General features: G+C 57.0%; 24 protein-coding genes and 1 pseudogene. 18 read left to right on the top strand and 7 right to left on the bottom strand.

Annotation, left to right across the window (positions count from 1 at the left end; genetic code table 11):
- On the top strand, window positions 1-264 hold the full coding sequence (locus C1N58_RS08320; RefSeq protein WP_033741324.1) for a barstar family protein: 264 nt from the start codon (window positions 1-3) through the stop codon (window positions 262-264).
- On the opposite strand, the gene C1N58_RS08315 is transcribed toward C1N58_RS08320, so the two are convergent.
- From C1N58_RS08315 to C1N58_RS08300, 4 genes are all read right to left on the bottom strand, one after another.
- Complete coding sequence (locus tag C1N58_RS08315) at window positions 261-2,636, bottom strand: virulence factor SrfC family protein (protein WP_394564786.1); 2,376 nt, start codon at window positions 2,634-2,636, stop codon at window positions 261-263. The two genes, C1N58_RS08320 and C1N58_RS08315, sit on opposite strands and share 4 nt — an antisense overlap.
- The gene (locus tag C1N58_RS08310; protein WP_039340438.1) at window positions 2,633-5,596 is read right to left on the bottom strand and encodes a virulence factor SrfB; all 2,964 of its coding nucleotides are present in this window, start codon (window positions 5,594-5,596) and stop codon (window positions 2,633-2,635) included. Before C1N58_RS08310 ends, C1N58_RS08315 begins: the two co-directional genes overlap by 4 nt.
- 2 nt (window positions 5,597-5,598) lie before the next feature.
- The gene (locus C1N58_RS08305) at window positions 5,599-6,942 is read right to left on the bottom strand and encodes an SrfA family protein (protein ID WP_205951841.1); all 1,344 of its coding nucleotides are present in this window, start codon (window positions 6,940-6,942) and stop codon (window positions 5,599-5,601) included.
- Window positions 6,943-7,104: 162 nt separating this feature from the next.
- Window positions 7,105-8,280 carry a benzoate/H(+) symporter BenE family transporter gene (locus tag C1N58_RS08300; RefSeq protein WP_324019732.1) on the bottom strand — a complete coding sequence of 392 codons (1,176 nt, stop codon included), beginning with the start codon at window positions 8,278-8,280 and terminating at the stop codon, window positions 7,105-7,107.
- Window positions 8,281-8,372: 92 nt separating this feature from the next.
- On the opposite strand from C1N58_RS08300, the gene C1N58_RS08295 reads away from it, so the two are divergent.
- Together C1N58_RS08295 and C1N58_RS08290 are read left to right on the top strand one after the other, a co-directional pair.
- Window positions 8,373-8,918, top strand: a complete 546-nt coding sequence (locus C1N58_RS08295; RefSeq protein ID WP_033741332.1) for a helix-turn-helix domain-containing protein — start codon at window positions 8,373-8,375, stop codon at window positions 8,916-8,918.
- Window positions 8,919-9,112: 194 nt separating this feature from the next.
- Window positions 9,113-9,670 carry an isochorismatase family protein gene (locus C1N58_RS08290; RefSeq protein ID WP_039340433.1) on the top strand — a complete coding sequence of 186 codons (558 nt, stop codon included), beginning with the start codon at window positions 9,113-9,115 and terminating at the stop codon, window positions 9,668-9,670.
- Window positions 9,671-9,673: 3 nt separating this feature from the next.
- On the opposite strand, the gene C1N58_RS08285 is transcribed toward C1N58_RS08290, so the two are convergent.
- Complete coding sequence (locus tag C1N58_RS08285) at window positions 9,674-9,811, bottom strand: type II toxin-antitoxin system VapC family toxin (RefSeq protein ID WP_160289419.1); 138 nt, start codon at window positions 9,809-9,811, stop codon at window positions 9,674-9,676.
- Window positions 9,812-10,105: 294 nt separating this feature from the next.
- A pseudogene (locus tag C1N58_RS08280) lies at window positions 10,106-10,468 on the bottom strand (TonB-dependent siderophore receptor); the annotation flags it as partial.
- A gap of 457 nt (window positions 10,469-10,925) precedes the next feature.
- On the opposite strand from C1N58_RS08280, the gene C1N58_RS08275 reads away from it, so the two are divergent.
- Window positions 10,926-11,777, top strand: a complete 852-nt coding sequence (locus C1N58_RS08275) for an NAD(P)-dependent oxidoreductase (protein WP_226375008.1) — start codon at window positions 10,926-10,928, stop codon at window positions 11,775-11,777.
- On the top strand, window positions 11,774-12,556 hold the full coding sequence (locus tag C1N58_RS08270; RefSeq protein WP_110267533.1) for an AraC family transcriptional regulator: 783 nt from the start codon (window positions 11,774-11,776) through the stop codon (window positions 12,554-12,556). The genes C1N58_RS08275 and C1N58_RS08270 overlap by 4 nt, the downstream gene beginning before the upstream one ends.
- Here the strand turns inward: C1N58_RS08270 and leuA are convergent.
- Window positions 12,477-14,192, bottom strand: coding sequence for a 2-isopropylmalate synthase (gene leuA, locus C1N58_RS08265; RefSeq protein WP_110267532.1), 1,716 nt, complete (start codon window positions 14,190-14,192; stop codon window positions 12,477-12,479). The two genes, C1N58_RS08270 and leuA, sit on opposite strands and share 80 nt — an antisense overlap.
- A gap of 185 nt (window positions 14,193-14,377) precedes the next feature.
- Here leuA and C1N58_RS08260 point away from each other — a divergent pair, with 185 nt between their 5' ends.
- The 13 genes from C1N58_RS08260 (at window position 14,378) to C1N58_RS08200 (ending at window position 26,065) form a co-directional block, all read left to right on the top strand.
- Entirely contained in the window at window positions 14,378-15,400 is a 1,023-nt protein-coding gene (locus C1N58_RS08260) for a dipeptidase (RefSeq protein ID WP_394549469.1), read from the top strand.
- A gap of 139 nt (window positions 15,401-15,539) precedes the next feature.
- A complete protein-coding gene (pqqA, locus tag C1N58_RS08255) occupies window positions 15,540-15,611 on the top strand; it encodes a pyrroloquinoline quinone precursor peptide PqqA (RefSeq protein WP_009090272.1) in 72 nt (23 codons plus the stop codon).
- 52 nt (window positions 15,612-15,663) lie between these two features.
- Complete coding sequence (gene pqqB, locus C1N58_RS08250) at window positions 15,664-16,590, top strand: pyrroloquinoline quinone biosynthesis protein PqqB (protein WP_033741347.1); 927 nt, start codon at window positions 15,664-15,666, stop codon at window positions 16,588-16,590.
- Window positions 16,584-17,339: a pyrroloquinoline-quinone synthase PqqC gene (gene pqqC, locus C1N58_RS08245; RefSeq protein ID WP_033741349.1), complete on the top strand. Its 756-nt coding sequence runs from the start codon at window positions 16,584-16,586 to the stop codon at window positions 17,337-17,339. The genes pqqB and pqqC overlap by 7 nt, the downstream gene beginning before the upstream one ends.
- Window positions 17,340-17,341: 2 nt before the next feature.
- On the top strand, window positions 17,342-17,620 hold the full coding sequence (pqqD, locus tag C1N58_RS08240) for a pyrroloquinoline quinone biosynthesis peptide chaperone PqqD (RefSeq protein WP_110267531.1): 279 nt from the start codon (window positions 17,342-17,344) through the stop codon (window positions 17,618-17,620).
- Window positions 17,607-18,749 (top strand): pyrroloquinoline quinone biosynthesis protein PqqE, encoded by a 1,143-nt coding sequence (pqqE, locus tag C1N58_RS08235; protein ID WP_394549468.1) that lies wholly within the window; start codon window positions 17,607-17,609, stop codon window positions 18,747-18,749. Before pqqD ends, pqqE begins: the two co-directional genes overlap by 14 nt.
- Window positions 18,749-21,010, top strand: a complete 2,262-nt coding sequence (gene pqqF, locus C1N58_RS08230; protein WP_394549467.1) for a pyrroloquinoline quinone biosynthesis protein PqqF — start codon at window positions 18,749-18,751, stop codon at window positions 21,008-21,010. The genes pqqE and pqqF overlap by 1 nt, the downstream gene beginning before the upstream one ends.
- Before the next feature lie 117 nt (window positions 21,011-21,127).
- The gene (locus tag C1N58_RS08225) at window positions 21,128-21,712 is read left to right on the top strand and encodes a YceI family protein (RefSeq protein WP_039340419.1); all 585 of its coding nucleotides are present in this window, start codon (window positions 21,128-21,130) and stop codon (window positions 21,710-21,712) included.
- 526 nt (window positions 21,713-22,238) lie between these two features.
- Entirely contained in the window at window positions 22,239-23,219 is a 981-nt protein-coding gene (locus C1N58_RS08220; protein WP_394549466.1) for a 6-phosphofructokinase, read from the top strand.
- A 9-nt stretch (window positions 23,220-23,228) separates the two neighbouring features.
- A complete protein-coding gene (locus C1N58_RS08215; protein WP_033741363.1) occupies window positions 23,229-23,543 on the top strand; it encodes a PTS sugar transporter subunit IIB in 315 nt (104 codons plus the stop codon).
- Entirely contained in the window at window positions 23,536-24,903 is a 1,368-nt protein-coding gene (locus C1N58_RS08210) for a PTS sugar transporter subunit IIC (protein WP_262959047.1), read from the top strand. Before C1N58_RS08215 ends, C1N58_RS08210 begins: the two co-directional genes overlap by 8 nt.
- On the top strand, window positions 24,890-25,732 hold the full coding sequence (locus C1N58_RS08205; protein WP_058701942.1) for a class II fructose-bisphosphate aldolase: 843 nt from the start codon (window positions 24,890-24,892) through the stop codon (window positions 25,730-25,732). The genes C1N58_RS08210 and C1N58_RS08205 overlap by 14 nt, the downstream gene beginning before the upstream one ends.
- A 63-nt stretch (window positions 25,733-25,795) precedes the next feature.
- Window positions 25,796-26,065 carry a hypothetical protein gene (locus C1N58_RS08200; RefSeq protein WP_039340416.1) on the top strand — a complete coding sequence of 90 codons (270 nt, stop codon included), beginning with the start codon at window positions 25,796-25,798 and terminating at the stop codon, window positions 26,063-26,065.
- Window positions 26,066-26,068: the final 3 nt, after the last annotated feature.

The following is a 26,068-nucleotide window of genomic DNA, read 5'->3' as shown; positions in this document are numbered from 1 at the left end:
ATGTTGCGCCTACGGTTTGATCTCGGTGAGCTGGCGGATCGCGATGCCTTTTACCGGCAGTTTGCCGCGCAAAGCGACTGCTCCGGCGACTTCGGCAATAACCTGGACGCGCTCTGGGACTGGCTGACAGGTGGCATGGCCCTGCCGGCGGAGATTTATCTGCTGAATGCCGATCGGCACGACGCGGATCTGGCTCCGGTTCTGGCGTTGCTGGAAGAGGCGGCGCAGTCGCTGAGTGGCGAACTGCGCCTGATATACGCTTAGTTACGCAGTGGTTTGAGCAGGTCGGCTAGCGCTTCGCGCGCGCTGACCGGCAGATCGCCCCCACCGGTATAGCCGTTGTTTTCGATAATGACCGTGTTCAGGCCCACCAGCCAGTCATATATGTAGTACGCCGTGTGGTTTGCTGGCGTAGCCGACAGTTTTGTCAGTCGCTGACCGGCGCTGAAATTCACACTCGGCGCAGGCGGACGTGAGAAGATCGACTGGCCACGGTTAACCCGGCTGGCCGGACGTTCTGTTTCCGGACGCTGCAGGAAGCCCAGCCACGCGACGAAATCCCCCAACACCGTCATGGCACGCGTCACCTGACGATCGGCGCGCGACTCATGCGACATGCTCTGCGCGTCCGGTTCATGCAGGGCGGTTTGCAGCGACTGCAGGATACCGGTGCGGAAACTGGCGGTGATCAGTTCTTCTATTAACCATTCCATCGTGGCTTTGTCGATATTCAGCAGCGTGAGCAGGCTCTGATTTTCCGGCAACTGGCGCAGATGGTTCAGCCACAGGCTGAAGACCTGGCGCGGGAACTGAGTCAGGCCTTGGCCAAAGCTGGACTGCTGAGGCGCGGGCTGTTCAATTTCAGCATCGCTGAACAGGTCGAACTCAAAACCGATACCAAACTGGTTCTCCGGTGCCTGAATACTGGTGGTGGCGGCAGGAACGGATGAGCCTGACTGATTCAGCCACAGCTGACGCAGGGCTTCGCGGGAAGGCTGCAGCCGCTCCAGCAGTTCTCCATGCAAACCGGTGCGATGTTGCAGGCATTTCAACAAGGTATCCGCGATGTTCTGCTTGCGCGCCGCCTGATCGGGCGACGCACCGGCTTCGGTCCAGGGCTGTAGCCGACGTTCAACGACCATGTGCTGAATCTGCGCCAGTTGCGCGATAAGCTGATCGCGGCGGGCCTCTGGCTGCATCTCATCCTGTAACCATTCGGACATGCGATCCACACCGGCGCGATCCAGTGCCAGCATGGAACCCCATTGCTGACCCGGCTGGCCGACCTGACGCTGTACCGCCTCATCCACATTCACCTGCTGATGGCGCGCATCATAAGGCGTGATCGCCCAAATCAGACGCGGTTTTTCACCCGCGTCGTTTTTTGGCTGAAGGCGTTGCCATTCGCGCAGGGCGCGGCTGGCGATATCCACATCCTGACGCTGGCTGGCGGCGGTGCAGATCAGCAGCAAATCGATGCCCTGGCGGGCGGCATAGATGCCGGGGAGCAGTGTACGTTTGTGCTCCAGCAGCCGTGCGCGCAGCGCATCCTGCTGCTGCAGGCGCTGGCGTTCTTCCCGCAGCGCCGCATCACTCGGCGTACCGGGTGCAGGCAGCTCCAGCATGTCCGCTTCGTCATAGATCGCGGTGCGCGGCGTGGAGCTGAGCGGAATCGTCACCTCCAGCGTCAGCAGCGCCAGTAATCCCAGCGCCACATGTTGCGGCTTGGCCAGGCGGTTTCCGTTTAACGGGCAGATCTCAATGTGCAGCGAGAGATCCTGTTCGCTGGCCGGGACGATAAGCTGTTCGGCAGGCAGCAGAGACGAATCGGTTAACAGGCTAAGCGGCCCCAGCACGCGTGTGCTGTTGCGCAGTTGGTGGCGCAGATGCAGCAAGCTCCGCACCAGCTCATTCAGGGCCGGTTCGGCGGGCCAGAGCAGAGAGAACAACTGGACCCGATCGTCAACGCTCAGCCACGGGGCCAGTTCAACCGCCTGAGGCCAGAAGTGCCGATCCAGTTGTGCATCATACAAATGATGGCGGCGGCACCATGACCAGAGCGTGACCAGCGCATCGCTCTCCAGGCCAGGCAGTGGCGTCGTTAAGCGGTGACGCTGCAGACGTTGTAGCACGCTGTCGATGTTTGCGGTATCGGGCTGGCTGACGCCTTCGCCACACGAAATCGCCAGGCGTAGCACCTCGGCTTCGCTCATCAGGGCCAGCTCTACCGGCCACTCCGACGACAGCGGCTCGCGCTGATGGGTAAACCGCGTCGCCGTGGCGAAATCAAGGTTACCCGGGTTGATATGCTGAAAATAGTTAACCGGCTTGTCGCTTAGCGCGGTGATTAACTGTCCCTGGGCATCCGCGACCATCTCCGTTAATAACCAGGCTTTGCCTGCCTGAGACTGCCCAAACAGGGCTAAGGTGACGGGGCGGGCCACCTGCTGCGCCAGCGCCTGCGTTTGCACACGGGCCTGACGTAACTGCAGGGTCAGGGTTTCGGCTTCCAGTGCCAGACGGGGCGACTGTTCGCGGGTGTTTTCAATCCATGCCAGGCTGCCATTCAGGGCGTCCTGCAATAAACTCAGGCGTTTTGCCAGCGTTTGCGGCTGGCGGGGTTTAACCGATCTCATCGTTTACATACACTCCCGCTGTCAATCCAGTATTGCGCATTGGCATTGCCAGTGGCGGAGAGAGTATTCAGTTTGAGGCTCAGATGTTCAAGCGGAACGCGCGTACCATCGTCCAGTCGGGCTTCGCTTAACACCAACGTCTCGGGGCCAGGCGCATCCGGACCGGCTTTCACCGCCAGCTTCACGCGCAGCACGCTTTCACCTGCAACCTTGCGCGCCAGCGCGGCATCATTGAGCGTCAGGCTGTACAACGGCGACGCGGGCCAGCGTTCATTATCCAGTTGGCGGAAGCCCAGACAGACGTTGCCACGAATCCGGAAGCTGCTTTTGCGATCCAGCGAGAAAGCGGGATCGTCCAGGTCGATGTCGCTGTAGCACAGGTTCTCATCGGTCAGGGCCTGGTTTTCGTCCAGCATGCCGAGATAACGGATCGTGGAATAGGGCTCGAAATCGCCCGCGCGGAACCAGAAGCTGCTCAGGCGCAAATCCAGGGCCAGCAGGCATAACATCGCGCCCACGGCGGCCGTGGATTTCGGGTTATCGATACGGCCATGTTTGTTAAACGGATACCAGTCACTAGTGTGATAGCCTTCCAGCGACAAAATTCGGCTGCCCGGCAGCGGTTGCAGATGACGCACCAGCGCCTGAATGCCGGGGAAGCGTGAGGGCCGTCCGGTCAGCAGCAGGACGTCACACTGATACAGTGAGACCACTTCACACATAGATCGCAGTGCCGGAATGATCGCCATGCGATGCTGCATAAACTCGCCGTGAAGCTGCGCCATGCTGACCACCAGCGGCACCTCAAGCAGGTCAAAGCGGCTGTTGCCGCCTAATTCACGCTGGATTTCGCCATTAACAAACGCCAGCACCGCGTCTGCCGGACGCTGATCGACCAGCTCACCAAACAGCGCATTAATTTCGGCATGGCTTTCCAGCGGATCCCAGTTTTCGTAACGTTCAAGCACCGCCTGCGCCAGGGGAATAAACACCTGCAACGTGGCTTGCTGCCGCAGCGTCGCCTGACCGTCCATCCGGCTGTCGTGGCCGAACAGTTTGTTGATCAGCGGTTCGGCCAGCGTCAGGCCGGCTTTCTGCAGGCTCTGTTGCAGGGCTGGCAAAACCCACAGCTGAATCACATCCAGTAATATATCGTCGCCGGCCACCTTAAAGCCTTCACGGAACAGCAGACGCGGCGTAATTTTGACGTTATTGCCCTGGCCGTCATCGAGACGGTACTGGGTAATCGCCAGGTCGGTAGTGCCGCCGCCAATGTCGATAGAGGCAATGCGCAGGCTCTTGCCGGGCTGCTCATCGGCTTCACGCGGACGATCCGGACGCGCCATGCTGCTGAAGAAGTCTTCTGCGCGGCCGGCAAAGTTCACCTGGGTTTCGTTAAACAGCCACACCATCTGACCGCAGGTGGCTTCATCCCACTCCATCTGTACGTCCGGCACGGGTTTACTGCTTTGCGCCTGCGTCTCCGCCGTAAATTCCTCGTCGGCCGGATGCCAGCCTTCAGCTTTCCACACCAGCGCAATCGCTTCCTGCATGCGACGACGAAAGATTTCACGTTCAGGTTTTGGCATGGCGGACGGAAGCGTCAGAATCACATGACGCAGCTGGCGCGGTGCATGACTTTGCGGCATGCGCTGACGCTGTGCCGCGCTGTTCATTTGCATCAGTGCCTGGGCCAGCAGCTCACACAGCATAAACGTCATGAGTGAACTGCGGCTGTAGTGAGCGGAGAACACCGGCAGGCGTTCATCCAGCGGCAGCGCATACAGCGGCTGACCTTCGTCATTCATCAGTGAGGTGAAAGGGGCGGCGCAGGCCTGCGGTTCACCTTGTGGGCTCTGCTGATTAAACCGCCAGCCCGGCTGATAGCGGGCTTCGTCCCACAGGTAACGCCGCGGGCTGGACAGCCCGGTGCTGCCTTCCAGGCCGGCACGCTGCAAGGCCAGGCGGCTGGCTTCGCGTCCGACGCGGGTCAGTGAAGGCCACATAAAGGCCTGCTCACGGCCGCTTTCCAGCGAAAAGTTGGCTTTACCAAAACGCGCTTCGGCAAATTCCAGCCGACTGTCGAACAGCTCGTTATACACACGATGTGGTTGAGACAGATCGCGCATCTGCAGCTCGTAGGTCTGCTTCAGGCCGTTGCTCTCTTCCGGATGGTCTTCAACCAGAATACCGCAGGTGTGCGAGTTGCCGACGTCAAGAATGATATCCACGTTGACGGCTGGCGTTTGCAGCGTGGCGGCCTGGATGTGAATCTCCGTGAGGTTAAGCTGCTCGCCCAGCAATTCCAGCAGGTTGAGGTAGTGCGCCTGATATTCAAACTCACGTAGCGCCTGGCTGATGGCCTGTTCACGGCGATCGGACACGCGGTCAGTGAAGGATTCGCGCAGCCAGCCATCTACCCAGGTGTGATCAAGAAATTCCCCCAACTCGTAGTTGTGCCAGGCCAGGGCAAAGGTAACGCCGTTCTGTGCGTCGGATGGCGTCAGTCCCAACTGTTCGCCGCCATCTTCTTCCGCCACGCAGCGCGTATCAAACGCCAGCGTAACGCGGTGCGTGTTGCCTGCGCTGTCAGGTTTTTCCAGCGCCACTAACCGCATGCGCGCCCAGTTTTCCGGGCCGCCGATAAAGCGACGACCTGAGGCGCAACGCAGCATTGGCAGCGGCAGCCAGCAGGCTTCCAGTAAGGTCAGGGAGTCGGACAGCGCGATATCGGTTTCGGGACGCACGACTTCCGGTGCGCCACCGTCCTGCGGGTAAAGTAAAAATTTACCGCTGTTACCGTCCATATTCAGACGCAGTAACGGACCATTTGCGGTCTGGCGCACAAACTGACGGCGCGCCTGGGTTGCGGAGAGTTGCAGACCAAAATCCAGGAACTGCACGCCGCTGTTCTCAATCAGAGAAATTTTTTGCTTATCATCGATCAGGGGAGCCAACATAGTTACTTACTCTCACGCTTAATCGTAATGGGATACACACGATCCCCGGTGTATTGCGCTTCGCAGGCGGCGGCGCCAATGCTGGAATGACACACTAACATCGGCATACGGTAACGCGATTTGTCCGCGCACCGGGCGGTAAAGCGGCTTTCTATCACCATGTTACCCGCGCTGGTCATCGCCGCCGTGACATCGGCCTTACAGGTGGTGTTCCCCTGGTTGATCTGTACGCTGCCCTTGCCATTGTTAAACTGGAAGTGCATGACAGGGGGTTTACCGGTTGGCGTTTTGATGTTTTCGATCTCTACGCGCCAGCGTCCGTCAATCACCTGAACCTGACCATCACGTACGGCATCCGGTGTTACCACCAGATCGTCGGGTTTCGCGGGCACCGCAGGCGCAACCACGTTGGAAAGCGTCGCAGACGGTGCCGCTGCAGGCACAGGCGCAGCGCTGGCGGCGGTTTGCGCACCCGCTACCACGGCGGCCGGTTTCTGCGGCAAAGTGTCAGCCAGTTTTTCAGCCGGCACCATGGCTGCCGGTCTGATGGCGGCAACAGGGGCGGTGTTTTGAGCGACCGGGGCGGACGGCGTGACGGGCTCCGATTGCGGCATATGCAGGATAACCGCCGTCGCGGCCGCTGCGGCAACGGCCAGCGTCGGAATCAGATACCACAGACGGAAAGCCGGACGACGCGCGGCCTGAGCGGGCACAGGCTCTGGTACAGGTTCCGGCTCAGGCGCGGGCACCTCTGCGACCGGCGGTACCACCGCGGCGGGTTCGGGCACCACCACCGGTTCGGGCGCAGGCGGCACAACAGGTTCGGGTGGCAGTTCGACCAGCGAAGCAGGCAGCGACTCCTCCAGGCTTTCACGCAGGCAGGCAAGTGCATCATCACGGTTGCGCTCCTGCGCATCCACAAATCCCCAAAAGGTGATGACAGGTTTACCGTTCACCAGATAAACATATTGCTGATTGGGGAATTGCAGGCTCTTGCCGAGCAGCGCGCCAAACAGGCGCATCGCCGGATTGGCAGCCTCGCGGGCGCGGGCGCTAATGGCTTGCAGATCCTGCTGGCAGGCGGTGAGATGTTGCAACGCCTGACGGCGTTCATAATCGCTCGCGGCCATCCAGGATTTGACTTTGCCGGAAAAAGGCGCGTACCAGTCAAGCCGGTCGCCACGTTCATTGGTTTGCGGAATCGCCAGGCAGTCTGCCAGTGCGCTTTGGCGGCGCAAACGCAGGGTCTCACGGATTTGCAGGGCGGACGTAAATACCGGCTGGCCGTTCTCACCTAAAGCCAGAACCGCATCCAGATTGCCGCTGCGCAGAAAAGTTTTTGCCACCTGTTAGGCCCTTATCGGTCGTTGTCTGAGGCAGAAGATCGCGTGTTATCGTCAATTACGGTGATTTTACGTGGGGCAATGGCAAATCAAACCGCAGAAAAAGAGGTCAAATGCGTGGTTTTTTCGCCCGCTGCCGGGAAAATAACCAATGCCCAGATGATGTTACGCTGTTTTACGTTTTAATAACAGATGCGCGATAACGCCACCCACTAATCCCCAAAACGCCGACCCGATCCCTAAAAGCGTCACGCCCGACGCCGTGATTAAAAAAGCCAACAGCGCGCTGTCGCGGTCAGCAGGCTCTGCCAGTGCCCGTTGCAGACTGCCGCCCAGGGTCGTCACCAGCGCCAGGCCCGCCACTACGTGCACCATTACAGCCGGCAGTGCGCTGAACAGCACCGCAATCAGCGCACCGGACAGGCCAGCCAACAGATAACATCCGCCGGCCACTGCCGCGGCAATCCAGCGACGACGGGGATCGGGATCGACCTCTTCGCCCATACAAATCGCTGCCGTAATGGCCGCCACACACACCGAAAATCCGCCGAACGGCGACAGAACCAACGCCAGTAATCCGGTCCAGCTCATGAGCCCGGATACCGACGGACGATAGCCGTGTGCCTGTAGGGTGGCGACGCCGGGCGCATTTTGTGACGCCATGGTGACTAAAAAATAGGGTAGACCAATACCGATAAGCGTGTGCAGTGAAAACGACGGCCAGACAGGCGCAGGAAGGCTGAAACGGGCAGCCTGCGCCGGAAAATGAAGACTGTTCTGGGCTACCGCCAGGGTAACACCGACCAGAAGCGTAATCAGAATGGCATAACGGGCCAACCAGCGGCGCGCCAGTAACCAGCTCATACACATCGTGGCGGCGAGGGGAAAGTTCACGGCGAAGTCGCTAAACGTCTGCAAGCCAAAGCGCAGTAAAATGCCCGCCAGCATGGCAGCCGCCAGCGACGCCGGGATATGATTCATCAGGCGGGCAAACAGGCCCGTGACCCCGCATAACACAATCAGGACATTGGCAAAAACAAATACGCCCACAGCCTCATTGAGAGACGTGCCCGGCAGGCTGGTGGCCAGCAAGGCCGCCCCAGGCGTGGACCAGGCGGCCAGCACCGGCATGCGGTAAGCCAGGGAAAGCCCCGTTGAGGCGATTCCCATTGCGATGCCAATGACGGAGAACCAGCCTGCGATCAGCGCAGGCGGCGCGCCAGCCGCCTGGGCGGCCTGATAAACAATCGCACCTGTGCTGCTGTAGCCGACCAGCACGGCGACAAAGCCTGACACCACCATAGGCAGGGTAACGGGAAACGGTGGATGGCGCAGTGACATGGTCTCTTCCTCTTGTGCGTTATAGCGCACATCGTGGCATAGTGCGCTATAACGCACAAGTGCTACACTGATGCGCTTATGCAGGAGACAATATGGAAAATTTGCATCACTATCTTGGCGAGGCGCTGAAACAACTGAGGCAAGCCAATGGCTGGAGCCTTACGTTAACCGCCGAGAAAACAGGCGTCAGTAAGGCGATGCTGGGGCAGATTGAACGCGGTGAGTCCAGCCCGACGATTGCCACCCTGTGGAAAATCGCCACCGGCTTTAATGTCCCGTTCTCGTTTTTTGTTCATCAGTTGCCCATCGCCGAAGGGGAAGTGGCCCGTTATCGCCAGCACAATGCGCAGATGGCGGTGACGCCGTTGTTACCTTATGACGATCGGCTACGCTTTGATTTGCTTGCCGTTGAGCTGGCACCAGGCGCGCAGAGTGATTCTGCCGCGCATGAAAAAGGCGTGATCGAGCAGGTGGTGGTGCTGGAAGGCGAGCTGTTGCTGGGCATTGCTGATACCTGGCGGCGGCTGAAGCGGGACGAGGCCTTTCAGTTCCGCGCGGACGTGGCCCACAGTTATCGCAATCCGCTGGATACGCGCCTGCGCTTTCACAGCCTGATTCACTATGTCGAGCGACGCTGAGCACCGGCTCGGGTTTGCCCATTAATCAGCCTGACTTACAAATTGAAACGACCCGCGCCTGTTCAGCGCTGCCCGGCACGCTATAATTGCCTCCCCCTGTATGGCGCGCCTGTTCGGGCACTGGCGGCGAACCGGCGGTGCGTAGCGGCATCAGCCTGCGCCATACTTCTTATACTGTTTCCAGAGGACTCACCATGGCTTTAACCACACTTGATGCGAAAACCGCTCTGATTGTTATCGATCTGCAAGAGGGGATTGTTGCGCTGCCGGTTGTGCATGAGCCACAGCCGGTTATTGAACGCTGCGCAGCCCTGGCGGCCGCCTTTCGTGAAAAAGACCTGCCTGTCGTGATTGTGAATGTCGCGGGCGGCGCACCGGGCCGAACCGAATCCCCCCGGCATCAGGGCGAATTACCGGCAAACTGGGCCACACTGGTACCGGCGATGACACCGCAACACAACGATATCACCGTCACTAAGCACACCTGGGGCGCGTTTAATCAAACCACGCTTCATGATCAGCTACAAAAACGCGGTATTACGCAGGTGGTTATCTGCGGTATTGCCACCAGTATCGGCGTAGAGTCGACGGCACGTCAGGCTTACGAATTAGGTTACAACGTCACGTTAGCGGTCGATGCGATGACGGATTTAAATAGCGATACGCACGAAAACAGCATTAAACGCATTTTTCCTCGCCTGGGGGAAACCGGCAGTTGTGACGATGTGCGTGCAAAACTTAACGCCCTGTAAGGGTTAAGCGACTTGCCAGGGGATGAGCAGCATCACGCTCATTCCCTGGACGTCTTTCGGCTGACGCGTCGCCAGAATGAGATCAGGCTGCATCGCCGTCGCTGCAATCAACGCATGGGTGTCAGCACGTCTAACGGGCATATACAGCCGTGCGCAGTTGCGTGCAATCCTGCCAGCGTCCGCTCATGATACACCGCCAGCACCTGGGTCTGGTACGCGTGGCGTAAGCGCTGCGCCTGTTCACTGTCCCGCCTCGCCAGGCGCGCGATGCCGCGTCTGGTTTACAGCCATGTCACGGCCGAAATAAAGGTCCTGTCAGCCTCAGCACCACCGGCCCCCGCGAGAACGCAGGGATCCATTCGCGGCTTCCCGCAAAATTATCCCGGCATGTAACAACGTCATGCCTGAAAAATAAGGGAAAGAGCGAGTCAGCGGTCACGAAGCACCTGCGCAGCCGCCTGCGTTTACTGGAACTGTCAGGCCAACGCTGTAGTTGCGTCCCGGTACAGATTCGTAATAACGGCCATTGCTTTCGTTGACGATGACTGAGCCCATATAGTCAACCAGATTATCGACCCGGCCAACCAGATCCTGTGTTTATGCATCAACCAGCCATTTTTAGCCGCTGTTTACCACCGTTACGGCATACGAAGGTGCACGCACTGTGTTGCTGTCATCTGCGGCAATATTGCTCATATAACGCCATTCCGCGACCGCATAAAAGCCCTGTTCAGGGGCTGATTCTAAGCCGGTATCGATCCGGTTGCGCACGATACCGGGCATCCGCTTGCCGTCGCAGTCAGCGGCAGAGAAAAGATGGCAGGCAGCACAAAAAACGGCAGGCTTTACCGGCGTAATCGCTTAATATCCCTCTGTATTTGGCCTGAAAGCGGCTATCCAGGGGGAGGTCGCCAGCCCGATGCGGGTCGAACGCCATGACGACTGGCGGCAGGTCGCAGTATAGGGAGATAAACGAACCCACGGGCACAATCGCCCTTATGTTAATCGTTTTGTCTGTTGTCTGGAAAAACGTAAATGTTCAGCCGATGGATGTAACCGTGAGACGGGCATCCTGGGTAGATCTCTCCCGCGTTTGGCCCGGTTGCGGGCCGAACGACAGGCGGCGTTGTCAGTAACTGGTTTGGGAAGCCACAGCGGACGTTAACGGAAGGACGAGGTAACCGATGCTACCTTTTATCTTACGCCAACCCGTATGAGCAACACGGGCCTGACTATTCACTACAAGGAAATCAGCATGAACGTAGCGGTTTTAGGATTGGGTGCCATGGGGCACGCCTTTGCAGCGAATTTACTGAAAAAAGGGTTTGAGGTTCACGGCTGGAACCGCACGCGCGCACGGGGCGAAGACCTGGTTGACGCCGGGCTGAACCTTGCGGATTCGGCATCTGAAGCGGTAAGCGAGGCTGATGTCGTGATTGCGATGTTATCCGATGGCGAAACGACAGCGCAGGTGCTGCATGAGGTGAATGCGGCTATGAAGCAGGGCGCCACGCTGTGTCAGATGGGGACCATTGGCGTTGAAAAAACCGATGCGCTAATCGCTTTCTTTGCCCAAACGCGCCCGGATGTGGTGTTTATCGATGCACCGGTTTCCGGCACCAAAGCGCCTGCGGAAAACGCCCAGATTCTGGTGCTGGCCAGCGGCGACCGTTCGCGTGCCCAGGCTGCTGAAGCGGTGTTTGCCGCGATAGGTAAAGGCACGCAGTGGCTGGGCGAGGCGGGCAAAAGTTCGCGTATGAAACTGGTGATCAACAGCTGGTTAATCGGCCTGATGCAAAGTCTGGCGGAGAGCAACCGGCTCGCTGAACAGTTTGGTTTTTCAACCCACGATCTGTGGCAGGTGCTGGACGGCGGTCCGCTGGCCGCGCCGTATGCCAAAATGAAGCTCGCCATGATGGAAAGCGAAGATTACACGCCGCAGATGCATCTGCAATGGGCGCTTAAAGATGCCCGGCTGGCGCTTGAGGCGTCGGACAGCACGCTGCCCGCGCTGGAAAATATCGCCCGCGTCTGGCAGCAGGCCGTTGAGGCCGGGCACGGCGAAGAGGATTTAGCGGTGATCTATAAGTACCTTAAGTCGCAATGAGTGCAACGATCAGTTTCGATTTCAGCACGCGTCCGCTGGTGCCGCTGGCGCACGATTATCCGCATGGGGCAACGGAGCCCTGGCATTTTCATCGTTGTGCGCAGTTGATTCATACCTTAAGTGGCGTGGTGCGGGTTGAAACCGAACAGGGCAGTTGGGTGGTACCGCCCAGCCGCGGCGTCTGGCTGCCAGCCATGACGCGCCATAGCTTACAGATTACCGGCGCGGTCGCGGCCCGGGTGTTGTTTGTGGACCCGCTGGCCAGGGCCGATCTGCCTGCCAGTTGCCAGGTCGTACAAATTTCGGCCCTGCTGCGGGCGCTGATCGTCAGCGCCATGGATTTACCGGTTTCCTATGCGCCCGCCAGCCGGGCGGAACGGATTTACGAGCTGATCCTGGATGAAATTCGCGGCATGGATGTGCTGCCCTTTGCCTTGCCCGTGCCCGACAGCCCGCGTTTACAGGCATTGTGCATGCAGATTCAGGCGGAGCCCGCCGGTGACTGGACGCTGGCCCGCGCCAGCGAATGGCTTAATGTGTCTGGCCGGACGCTGGCCCGTCACTTCGAACGTGAAACCGGGCTTTATTTCAGCGAGTGGGTACGCCGTGCGCGCGTGGCCATTGCCCTGACCCGGCTGGCACAGGGCGACCCGGTTCTACAGGTCGCCCTCGATCTGGGCTATGAGAGCCCCGGTGCGTTTAGTGCGATGTTTCGTCGTGTGCTCGGTGTGGCACCGACGGACTACTTCCCGGCGGCAGAAAGTGACCTGCCGCGTTGAGGAGGGCCTGCAGGGCGGCACGTGACGTATCGCTGTCGATGCTGACGCCCCATGCGCGCTCTCCCTGAAGATTGATACAGCTGACATAGGCAACCGATCGGCTGTCGCTGCGTTTTCCCAGCGTGTGTTCATGGTAATGTTCGATCGTTAACGTCAGATCGCAGGCGTGACGCAGCGCGTTGACGGCGGCGGACAACAGCCCGTTACCGCAGCCTGTCAGCAGGAGAAGGTGGTCGTGATGGCGGACGTGGGCGCGCAGGCGCGTTTGCTCGCCTTGTTCGCTTTCACTCTGCGCATCCATCAGACGCAGCGTGGGCCGATCAATCTGGTAGTGACGACAGAACAGTTGCCAGACCGCGTGCTGCGTCATTTCTTTTCCGTGGGCATCGGTTTCCTGTTGTACACACCGACTGAAATCCTGCTGAAGGGCGCGCGGCAGTTGCAGACCGTGGTTCTGCTCCAGCAGCCAGGCCGCCCCACTTTTCCCCGACTGGCTGTTAACCCGAATCACCGCTTCATAACTGCTGCCGATATCCGCCGGGTCGAGGGGCAAATAGGGCATCTGCCACACGGTTTCCTGCTGCTGTGCGCGCCAGGTAAACCCCTTTTTGATTGCATCCTGATGCGAACCGGAAAACGCGGTGAACACCAGTTCGCCGGCATAGGGATGACGCGGATGGACGGGCAGTTTATTGCAGGCGGTGACGACCTCAATCACGCGGGCCATGTCACTGAAATCCAGTCCGGGGGCAACGCCCTGGGTATAAAGGTTTAACGCCAGCGTCACCAGATCCACATTCCCCGTGCGCTCTCCGTTACCCAACAGGCAGCCTTCAATGCGGTCCGCACCGGCTAACAGCGCCAGTTCCGCGCAGGCAACGCCCGTGCCGCGATCGTTATGCGGATGAACGCTAATGCACACTGCCTGTCGACGACTAAAGTGACGACAGAAAAACTCAATCTGATCGGCATACACATTAGGCGTGTTGACCTCAACCGTGGCGGGTAAGTTGATGATCATGGGGCGCTCAGGCCCGGGTTCCCAGACGGCGGCCACCGCTTCACAAATGTCGAGGGCAAACGCTGGCTCGGTAAAGCAGAAGGTTTCCGGGGAGTATTCAAAGGTCCACAGTGTCTCGGGTGCGGCCTCGCAGGCGGCCCGGATTTGCCGCGCGCTGTCGGTAGCCAGCGCCACAATCTGCGCTTTACTCTGGTTAAATACACGTTCCCGGAACAGCGGTGCGGTGGCATTGTACAAATGGATAATGGCGCGCGGTGCGCCTTTCAGGGCGCAGAAGGTCGTCTCAATCAGATCGTGGCGCGCGGGGGTTAAAACCTGCACCGTCACGTCTTCAGGAATGCGCTGCTGTTCAATCAAATCCCGTACGAAGTCAAAGTCGGTTTGCGAGGCTGACGGGAAGGCGACTTCGATTTCTTTGGCCCCGCAGTCCAGCAATAATTGCCAGAACTGCAGCTTTTGCGCGCGACTCATCGGTTCAGCCAGCGCCTGATTGCCATCCCGCAGGTCGGTAGACAGCCAGCGCGGCGCACGGCTGATTGACCGCGAAGGCCACTGACGGTCAGGCAGGTCAACCAGGGGGAAAGGGCGGTATTTCTCGGCGGGATTCGTTAACATTGCGTTCTCCTTTTCGGTGTCAGCTCAGTGTGGCGAAAGCGCAGCCATGCGGCGCGCGCAAAACTGACAACCTGATACGCAAAAGTGACAATCGTGATTCATAGGCTGTGGCACAGTGTGCGCTGCCATTTGCCGAAGCGGGGCGACAGCGTTAGCATAACCCGATGTTCTTGAGGGGGTTTTCTATGCAGATTTTCGACGGGCACAACGATCTGTTACTGAATTTGTGGCTGCACCATCGTGATGCGCCTGCTGAGGCGTTCTTTGCCGGCGTGCCTGAGGGCCATCTGGATTACCCTCGCATCCAGCAGGGCGGATTCGCAGGTGGGCTGTGCGCGATTTTTGTTCTGCCGAAGGATTACCTGGCGCAGGTCGCGTCCACGCGTGCTGCAGAAGAACCTTATGATCCCCTGACGATAATGTGGCAGCAGCTTGACCTGCTGCAGCGTATCGTGGCGCACGCGGAGGGGCGGGTAAAACTGTGCCGCAGCGCGGCAGAAATCGACGCCTGTCGCGCAGAGGGCGTTTTGGCGTTAGTCGCCCATATCGAAGGCGCGGATGCGCTGGATCCCGACGGCGAGGCGTTGACGGCGTTTTATCATGCCGGGGTGCGCTCGATTGGGCCTTTCTGGAATCTGAAAAACCGCTTTGGCGAAGGGGTTAGCGGCAGCTTTCCGGGATCACCCGACACCGGTCCCGGCCTGACGTCAGAAGGGGAAGCGCTTATCAGGCAGGCGGCCGCGCTGAATATGATGATTGATGTGTCCCATATGAACGAGAAGGCATTCTGGGATACCGCGCGGCTCGGCCTTTCCCCACTGGTCGCCAGTCATTCCAATGCGCATGCTCTCTGTCCGCAACCCCGTAACCTGACGGATGATCAGCTTCGGGCGATTCGCGACAGCGGCGGTGTGGTCGGGATTAACTTTGGCAACGCTTTTCTGCGTGCTGACGGAAAACGTGACAGCGACACCGATTTGACAGAAATCGTCAAACATTGCGATCACCTTATTAACATAATGGGCAGCGATCATGTGGCCTTCGGGTCAGACTTTGACGGCATTTCGGTGCCCGATGCGCTCGGCGATGTCAGTGGGTTGCCCCGGTTGCTCGCTGTTTTTCGCGACAAAGGCTATGATGAAAGCGTGCTTGAGAAATTGACGTGGGGAAACTGGCTGCGGGTTTTACACCTTACCGGCATCCGTTAACACGTTTTCTTACGGGCTTTTCGTTGATTTCACCCCAGGGTCTGCGAGAAAATAGCGTGACAAGGTTCGCATTTTAATCCCTGTTACGATGCTGTCTTGCAGTACGTTCTTTGTCTGTTTATTTATAAGGAAGAAAATTATGTGGAAAAAACCAACATTTGTTGATCTGCGCCTCGGTCTGGAAGTAACACTGTACATTTCCAACCGTTAATCCTTTGCCCGCCGCTTGTGCGGGCATTTTGTTTCAACACCTGGTCCCTTTCATGTTTATTAAAGTCCTTGGTTCGGCGGCAGGCGGCGGATTCCCGCAATGGAACTGCAACTGTCCCAACTGTCAGGGTGTCCGTAACGGCACCGTTCAGGCGACGCCGCGTACGCAGTCCTCCATTATTGTCAGCGATAATGGCGAGGACTGGGTGCTGTGCAATGCCTCCCCCGATATCAGTCAGCAGATTTTGCACACGCCAGAACTCATCAAAAAAGGTGTGCTGCGCGGTACGGCGATCGGCGGCATTATCCTGACTGACAGCCAGATCGACCATACTACCGGTCTGCTCAGTCTGCGTGAAGGTTGTCCGCATCAGGTATGGTGCACGCCGGAAGTCTATGACGATCTCACCACGGGTTTCCCGGTGTTCACCATGCTGAAACACTGGAACGGCGGCTTACAGCATCGGCCCATTCGCCCGTTAGCGCCGTTTAGCGTGGACGTCTGTCCGGATCTCCAGTTCACTGCGATTCCAATCCTCAGTAACGCACCACCGTACTCGCCTTATCGCGATCGGCCGTTACCGGGCCATAACGTGGCGCTGTTTATTGAAAACCGCGCAAACGGCCAGAAACTGCTGTATGCGCCCGGACTGGGCGAGCCGGATGCGGTGATTCTGCCGTGGCTCGAACAGGCGGACTGCCTGCTGATTGACGGCACGGTCTGGCAGGACGATGAATTACTCTCCGCGGGCGTGGGCAAAAATACCGGCAAGGCCATGGGCCATCTGGCGCTGGCTGAAGAGCAGGGGCTGATGGCGTTACTCGCCCGTCTGCCCGCAAAACGCAAAATCCTTATTCATATTAACAACACCAATCCCATCCTTGACGAACAGTCGCCTCAGCGTCAGTACCTGACTGAACAGGGCATTGAGGTGAGTCAGGACGGAATGGCGATACAGTTGCAGGACGAAAGATGCTGATTACGGAAACCCTGTCGCCTCAGGCCTTCGAACAGGCGCTGCGTGATAAAGGCGCGTACTACCATATCCATCACCCTTATCACATCGCGATGCACAATGGCCAGGCCACACGCGAGCAGATTCAGGGCTGGGTGGCGAACCGCTTCTATTATCAAACCAGTATCCCGTTGAAGGATGCGGCCATCATGGCCAACTGCCCGGACCCGGCCACCCGGCGTAAATGGGTACAACGTATTCTGGATCACGATGGCAGCCAGGGCGCTGATGGCGGCATTGAGGCCTGGCTGCGGCTGGGCGAGGCGGTCGGGCTGACGCGTGAGGCATTGCTTTCTGAACAGCATGTCCTGCCGGGCGTGCGTTTTGCGGTAGATGCCTATGTCAACTTTGCCCGCCGCGCTAACTGGCAGGAGGCGGCCTGCAGTTCGCTGACGGAGTTGTTTGCGCCACAGATTCATCAGTCACGGCTCGACAGCTGGCCTCAGCACTATCCATGGATTAAAGAAGAAGGCTATTTTTACTTCCGCAGCCGTCTGAGTCAGGCTAACCGCGACGTGGAACACGGTCTTGCCCTGGCGCTTGAGTTCTGTAATACGGCGGAAAAACAGAACAGGATGCTGGAGATTCTGCAGTTCAAGCTGGACATTCTCTGGACGCTGCTGGATGCCATGACCATGGCTTACGAACTTCACCGCCCGCCTTATCACAGCGTGACCGATAAGGCCGTCTGGCACACAACCCGACTGGTATAATGATGAACGAACACACAATTGTCGCCTTTCGCCGTGGCTACCGTATGCAATGGGAAGCGGCACAGGACAGCCATGTGGTGCTTTATCCCGAAGGCATGGCGAAGTTAAATGAAACCGCAGCGGCCATTCTGGCGCTGGTGGACGGCAAACAGGATATCGCTTCCATTATTGCCACGCTGGATGCTCAGTTCCCGGACGCGGGCGGCGTGGGCGAAGATGTGAAAGAATTCCTGCAGTCAGCTTATGAACAGAAGTGGATACAGTTCCGTGACCCAACCTAAACCCGGCGTCAACCCACCGCTCTGGCTGCTGGCAGAGTTAACCTATCGCTGTCCGCTCCAGTGTCCGTACTGTTCGAACCCCCTGGATTTTGCCCAGCAGGCGCGCGAGCTTACCACCGCACAGTGGATCGAGGTCTTTCGCCAGGCCCGTGCCATGGGCAGCGTGCAGCTGGGCTTTTCGGGCGGTGAACCGCTGACGCGTAAGGATCTGCCCGAACTCATCAAAGCGGCGCGTGATTTAGGGTTTTATACCAACCTGATCACCTCCGGCATTGGTCTGACGGAGAAAAAACTCGACGCATTCAGCGAGGCCGGTCTGGATCATATTCAGATCAGTTTTCAGGCCAGTGATGAAACCCTCAACGCGGCGCTGGCAGGCTCGAAAAAAGCCTTTCAGCAGAAGCTGGAGATGGCGCGCGCAGTGAAAGCTCACGGCTATCCGATGGTGCTGAATTTCGTACTGCATCGCCATAACATTGACCAGATCGATAAGATTATCGATCTGTGCATTGAGCTGGAGGCGGATGATGTTGAACTGGCGACCTGCCAGTTTTACGGTTGGGCACAGCTGAACCGCGAAGGGTTATTGCCGACGCGTGAGCAGATTGCCCGGGCGGAGGCGGTCGTTAACCGCTACCGCACGCAGATGAACGAGCGGGGCAGCCTCACTAACCTGCTGTTCGTTACGCCAGATTACTATGAAGAACGACCAAAGCCGTGCATGAGCGGTTGGGGCGCGATTTTCCTGAGCGTCACGCCAGAAGGCACGGCGCTGCCGTGCCACAGCGCGCGACAGTTGCCGGTGGCCTTTCCTTCGGTCCTGGAGCAGTCGCTGGAAGACATCTGGTATCACTCGTTTGGTTTTAACCGCTACCGGGGGTTTGACTGGATGCCGGAACCCTGCCGCTCCTGTGATGAAAAAGAGAAAGACTTTGGTGGCTGCCGCTGCCAGGCCTTTATGCTGACCGGCGATGCCGATAATACCGATCCGGTCTGCAGTAAGTCACCGCATCACGGCACAATCCTTGAGGCGCGTCGTCAGGCAGACTGTAGTGATATCAAAATCGGTCAGCTACAGTTCCGCAACCGCACCAATTCTCAGTTGATCTATAAAACGCGGAATCTGTAATGCACACACGCAGCCTGACCCTGAACGGACTCCGCGTGACGCTCGTCCACCAGCCGGACGCAACGCAGGCGGCGGCGCTGGTGAAGGTGGCGGCGGGCAGTCACGATGAACCTGATAACTGGCCCGGCCTGGCGCATCTGCTTGAGCATATGCTGTTCAGCGGTGGCCAGCGCTGGCCCGACGAAGGGCGGCTGATGAGCTGGGTGCAGGCGCAGGGCGGACAGGTGAATGCCACCACCCTGGCGCGCCAGAGCGCCTTTTTTTTTGAAGTCGCCCCGGACAGTCTGGCTGATGGCCTGCTGCGCCTGCAGGATATGCTGAGCGCGCCGCGGTTAACGCCAGAGGCCATTACTCAGGAAATTGCTGTGATTGATGCCGAGCATCGGCTGCTGCAGCATCACGCTGCGGCCAGAGCAGAGGCGGCTATATTCTCAACGGTCATCGCACCGGCCAGTTTCCAGCGCTTTCAGACCGGCAACAGGGCGGTTTTTGGTGACAACGTCACTGAATTGCAGGCCGCGCTGCGGGCGTTTCATCAGCGTTTTTATCACGCCGGCACGATGACGCTGTGGCTTCAGGGGCCGCAGCCGCTGGACGAACTGGCAACGCTGGCTGAGTTTTTTGCTGCTCCTTTTGCCCTTCGCGATGCGGGCAGTCTTCCGGCACCAGACGTTGAATTATCGGCCGACAGGAGGCTGATGTTGCAGCAGGACGGCCCGTCCGAAGTGACGCTGAGCTGGCTGTTACCAACGGCGTTAAGTGACAGTGTCACGCTGTTGCGCGAGTTTTTGCTGGATGAAGCCCCCGGCGGCTTGCTGGCCGCCTTCTATGCGCGCGGGCTCGCCAGTCAGCTACAGCTAAAATGGCTGTATCAGTCCGCAAAAACGCAGTGGTTGATGATGACAGTGACGGGTGAGCAACCCGCCGTGGTGCAGGCATTGCTGAAGTCATTTTTCGCCGCCTTGAGTCATACCACAGCGACGCAGCGGCAACACTACTGGCACCTTGCGCAGCGGCGGCTGGCTGCATTGTCGCCCTTAATGCAGCTTCAGGCGCGGGCTTTAGGGTTTGCCGCCACGGGCGACTGCCCCGAACTCTCGCCCTTATTACAGACGCTGGCCGGTGTGCCAGCAACCACCCTGGTTTGTGCCGCCGACGTGGCTGGCGAATCACGCAGCGTACAGGGTTATGCGCTCACCCTGGCACGCTGGCAGGTGCCCGACATCAGTGTTCCCCCTGTTAAGTGGTTTTTTTATCCCGGCCCTAATCCTTTCCCGCCCGCCAGGCTGCCCACCACCGCAGTGACGTTGCCACACATTCACCCGGATGAAACCTCCGGCACGCTGATACTTCGTCCCGAACTGTACAGCACGCTGGCGGCAGGTCAGGCCTGCGAAAGCGCCTTGCGGTCGGTGTTTGCAGTACTGCGTCACTTTGGCGGCGGTGGGGAATGGTGTGAAAGGCAGGGCGTCTGGCAACTGACGCTGGACTTACCCGCCGACGAGGCGTTGCTCAGCGCGGCGCTGGCGCAACTGTTATCCTGCCTGATGCCGACAACGGAAGAGGCCAGCTCTGCCATTCCCGGTATTGCAATACGCGAACTGCTACGACAATTGCCTTACTGCCTGGCGTCGTCCGTGCAGCCGCAGCGCTGGCGGGCCATCCTTCTGGGCGGTAATGCCCGTCGACATCAACAACTTGCGCAACAGCTCAGCGTGCTGAAGGTCAATTCTCCTACATTACCCGCGCGGGCATGGGTGAGCGGCGAAAGCAGGATACCGCACCCCTCGGACGACAGCGCCATTCTGCTGTTTATACCACTGGCCGATCCTCAACAGCTGGCCGCACTGCGCGCGCTGGCGCTGCTATACGCGCCGCGATTTTATCAGCGCTACCGTGTTGAACGCCCCATCGGTTATGTCGTCAGCTGCCGTTACCAGCGTTGTGTGGATATCGACGGTATTCTTTTTGCGCTTCAGTCACCCACCCTGTCTGCCACAACGCTGATTCAGTATTGCGACGATTTTCTGCAGCAGATGACGTCCGTGACAGACGCGGCCGATCTCGACGGGGTGAAAACACAGTTAGCCGCAGCGCAGGAAGAACCCACCGTCGAGGCGCTGCGTCAGGCTAACGCACTGCCCACACTGACGCCACAGGATATTGCTGCCCTCAGCACTCAGCAGTTAACGCAGCTGCATCACCAGTTATGCAGCCAGAAATCAGCGTGGCGCATCTTACGTACAGACGATAAGCAGTAGAATAATTACTCATCGATATTGTTGAATGATTTTGATTGTTTACGCCAAATCTCTTCACTTTTTATTCCTGCCGCTTTGCACCAGACTCAATGTGACGCCATAAAAAAGGAATGAAAAGTGAAAGATGTTAAACGTTTTACACTGCCACTGATCGCAGTTGCCGCGCTGTATATCCCGGTTTCTCAGGCTGAGACAATGCACTACCAGCTGGATCCACAGCATACGTCGGTCGTTATGAGCTGGGAACACTTCGGCTTCTCGCATCCTACCGCCGATATTCCGGATGCCACGGGGTCACTGGTGTTCGACAGCAGCAAACCCGAGCAGTCGCGTGTTGACGTGACCTTGCCTGTCACCAAAATTGACAGCCATGTGCCTGCACTGACGAAAGAATTTAAAGGCGCCGACTATTTTGACGTCGCCAAATACCCGAGCGCGACCTTCCGCAGCACCAAAGTCATTGCTAAAGGCGATAACAAATTTGACGTAGAAGGTAATCTGACGTTGAAAGGCATCACCAAACCGGTTACGCTGCACGCCACGCTGAACAAGCAGGGTGAGCATCCGATGGTGAAAAAGCAGGCGATTGGTTTTGATGCGACCGGCACCATCAAGCGTTCTGACTTCAAACTGGATAAATACGTGCCTGCGGTCAGCGACGATGTCAAACTGACCATCTCCACCGAAGCGTACGCAAAATAACGCTTTCAGCATGTTTTCCCGCCCGGCACATCCGTTGCCGGGTTTTTTTATGCCCGCTTCACCCAACGCCACCGGTACAACACAGCCCGCTTTGCGCAAACGTTCATCATCGTGCCGCGCGTGTAAGAAAACCCGGTAAACGCTTAACCGGACAAGATGAATCCTTTTTCGCTGCCGAAATAACCGGTATCTATGCTGCCCGTATAACTAACCCGTCAGCATCACAGTGAAAAGTGAGGCGAAAATCACAAATCTGCATCGCGGTTTTTTTGTTATCCGGACACGCGCCTGAAATAGCCGTTTCTCTTCGCCTGATGATATTTAACCTGTTGTTTTATCAACCGAAGCTCACAGAACGGGCGCGCTTATTAATTGTGATTTAATTCACATAAACACCTGTTATAACCCCGCTGTCAATCTATCCACCCGGCAAAATACTCTCGTTTTTGTGATCTCACTTGCAAATATAAGGCTTGTATCCCGAAACAATAGCCCGCAGACGCATTGAGCCAGAGAGGAATGGAGAATGAGAATCGGGATGGTAATCAGCGGCGGCGATGTTACCGGCATAAATAATTTTATTTTTCAGATTGCGAGAATGACGCAGGCGGAAATGGTGTTATTTAATGGCGGTATTCCGGGGCTTATCGATAATGTCTGTCAGGAAATTGCGCAACGCGATTTAGTGGATTTCTCTGTTACCTCGATTCCGGTTATGCAGTCGGGAAGAACCACGCGAAAATTAATTCGCAGCGAATACGAAACCATCACCCGACAGCTCAAGTCATTGCGTATTGATGTATTAATTATGGCCGGCGGAGATGGCTCACTGCAATTTTTACATACGCTGAGCGAATTTGGGGTGAACTGTTTTGGCATCGGCATGACGATTGATAACGATGTCTTCGGCAGTGATTATACCGTGGGCTTTTCCACTGCCTGTGAGCAGGTACTTAAAGAGGTGGCAAAACTGCGGAATACGGGCCGCGCATTAACCGGCCGGGTATTTATGGTCGAGTTGCTCGGCGGTTACTGCGGTGAACTGACGCTGCAATCGGCAATAAAATCGAATGCGGATTTTGCGTTAATCCCCGAGTGTCAGATTCCGACGGCGACGCTGGCCGGGCGCATCACTCAGCGCCTCAGTGAACAGAACAGCGTCATTATCCTGTGCTCTGAGGGCTATACACGTGAATATTCACCGGGCTTTCAGGGCGCAATCGATACCTTAATTAAGCAACTTGAACCGTTGATCGGTGTGCGCATTCGCAAAACGATTGTCGGTTATGGACTGCGTAATGGCGATCCCACCTGTGAAGAAATTTATCAGGGCACCATTATGGCAAGTGAAGTGGTTCGTTGTATTCAATCCGGAATGCGCAATAAAGCCGTCATTATTAACGGCAGCAATAAGCCTATTCCGATTGACTTAATAAGCATGAAAAAACGCCTGGTCGATACAGAAGGGCACCATTATAAACTCGCTAAACAACTGCAAATAGTGTGAGGAGAAAACATGCTGAAAATTTTATGTGTTTGTGGTTGTGGTCTGGGTTCAAGTTTCGCCATCGAAATGAGTGCGAAAGCCGTTTTAAAAAAACTGGAAATTGAAGCCGATATCGATCACACCACAATTTCAGAAGCTAATGCATTTAAATCCGACATGATTCTGACGCAAAAAGCGTTTGCGGATGTTTTAAATGCTGACGCCACACCAGAACAGATTAAACGGGTCATTATATTAAATAAACTTACCGATAAAGCCGAAATTGAGCAAAAGATCGTGGCTTTCTTAAAAGAACGTAATATGAAGGTTGCTAATCATGAATAGTGTAATCAATTTTCTGGTTAAAGATTTACTGGGGCAGGCATCCATTCTTATCGCTTTTATTGCGCTGATTGGGCTGGTGCTGCAAAAGAAATCTGCGGGAAAAGTGGTCGAAGGGACGTTTAAAACCCTGCTCGGCTTCTTAATTATGATGGCGGGCATCAATATTATTGTCGGCGCACTGACCTTCCTGAACAGTATCTTCACCCACGGCTTTGGCATGCAGGGCTACATCACCGATGTGGCTGCCATCGCCGGGCTGGCCAACCGTGAACTGGGCTCCGAAGTGGCCATGACGCTGCTGGTGATCTTTATCGTCAATATCATCATTGCCCGCCTGACGCCGTTTAAATACATCTTCCTGACCGGACAGGCGTTGTTATGGATGGCCACGATTGGTGCGGTCATCGGCTATAAAGCAGGCTTAACCGGCTTACCGCTGATTCTGACCGGCGGGATTTTTGGTGGCGTTATGGCTGTCGTGATGCCCGCGCTGGCCCAGCCGGTGGTAAGGCGTATTACCGATTCGGACGATGTTGCCCTGGGCCACTTCTGTACCATCGGCTATCTGCTGACGGCGGCCGTGGCGAAGGTGGTCGGTAAAGGGTCACGTTCGACGGAGGATCTGAAGTTACCGGACAACTTCAAATTTTTACAGGACACCTACCTGTCAATGGCGGTGGTGATGGTGCCAATGTACCTGATCCCTGCGCTGGCAGCCGGTCCCGCCTTTATTGCGCAGTACAGCAGCGGCACCAACTACCTGATGTATGCCTTTATGCAGGCCATTCAGTTTGTCGCGGGCGTGTTTGTCCTCTACAGCGGTGTGCGACTGCTGCTGAATGAACTGGTTCCGGCATTCCGTGGCATTGCCATGCGGCTGGTGCCGGATGCGAAGCCTGCACTCGACTGCCCGGTCATGTTTCCTTATGCGCCTAACGCAGTCATTGTCGGTTTCCTGGCGACCACGCTCGGCTCCGTGGTCGGCATGCTGGTGTTCCCGATGTTTGGTCTGGCAATGATTCTGCCGGGTCTGCTCACCAACTTCTTTGCAGGCGGCACGGCAGGCGTGTTTGGTAATGCGTTGGGGGGCCGGCGCGGAGCGATGATCGGGGGCTTCGTGCACGGCTTATTCATTACCTTCCTGCCGGCCATTCTGGTGCCGATGCTGGAAAGTTATGGCTTTACCGGCGTGACCTTCAGCGATTCCGACGTCATCAGTACCGGCCTGGTTTTGGGACATGCTTTCCAGAATAACTGGTTGTTCGTCGCCGTATTCGTCGCCTTTGTTACCGCTATCGCCTGGTTTGTTAACGGAAAATCCACTTCATCCCGTGAGGAAAACGTGCATGAAACTTTATAATTTCACTGACCTGCTCAAGATTGCCAAAGAACGTGATTTTAAAGCGGTGGGATCGTTTAATCTACATTGTCTGGAAATGCTGCCCGCCTTTTTTAAGGCGGCAGAACAAACCCACAGCCCGTTAATGATTCAGATATCTACCGGTACGGCAAAATATCTCGGACACGAATTACTGGTCGATGCCGTTAAATCTTTAGCGAAAAGTAAAAATATTCCAACCTGTCTGCATCTGGATCACTGTTCTGATTTAGAGGCTATTCAGACAGCGATTAACGCCGGATTCAGTTCGGTCATGTACGATGGCTCACATTTACCGCTTGAGGAAAATATTGCTAATACCCGACGGGTCATTGATATGGCGCGCCCGCTAAATGTCTCCGTGGAAGCTGAACTGGGCGCAATCGGCGGATCGGAAGATGGTAAATGCGTGGAGATGGATGAAATTGCGTTTACCCCTGTAGAGGATGCCAGGCGCTTTGTGCACGAAACGGGCGTCGATATGCTGGCGATTTCCATCGGCACCGTGCACGGCCTGTATACCGGGAAAGCCCATATTCAGCACCAGCGCCTTGCCGCAATCACCGACGCCACCGCGACGCCGCTGGTCCTGCACGGCGGAACGGGCGTGAGTGATGAAGATATGCGCCTGGCTGTCAGCAGCGGTATCGACAAAGTGAACGTGGGCACCGAGATGAATGTCCAGTGGGTGGCGCAGTGCAAAACCACGTTCGAAAAAGGCAAAGTAAACGACAGCGTGCGTAATTTCCTGGTGCCCGCTAATAATGCGGTAACCAATGTATTAGTGGAAAAAATGCAGTTATTCCGCTAACCCCATTTATCCCGACGTAAATAAACCTGAAGTGCCCACGCGCTTTTCGGGGCAGGAGTCGCTATGTTTGGATTCATGAAAAAGAAAGTGGAAAATCAACCGCAGGATGCGGCCGAACAGGATCGCCTGGCAGAATCCGTCAGCGAGAAAATAAGGCAGCTGGAAGCGAAGCTGGCCAGTAATACCGCCGATACCGACACGCAAAAACAATTAATGCTGGAATATAACCGGGCATTATCACTCTATGCAAAAAGCCGTCGTTACCGGGATCACATCGATCCTCTGTTTGTGAAAATTGATGAATTACGCAATCTGGTGCGAAAATCAGTTTAAGGA

It is taken from the genome of Pantoea sp. SGAir0180 (genome assembly GCF_043546245.1).
Note: the sequence above shows the minus strand (reverse complement) of the source record. Positions and strands in the feature narration are given on the sequence as shown.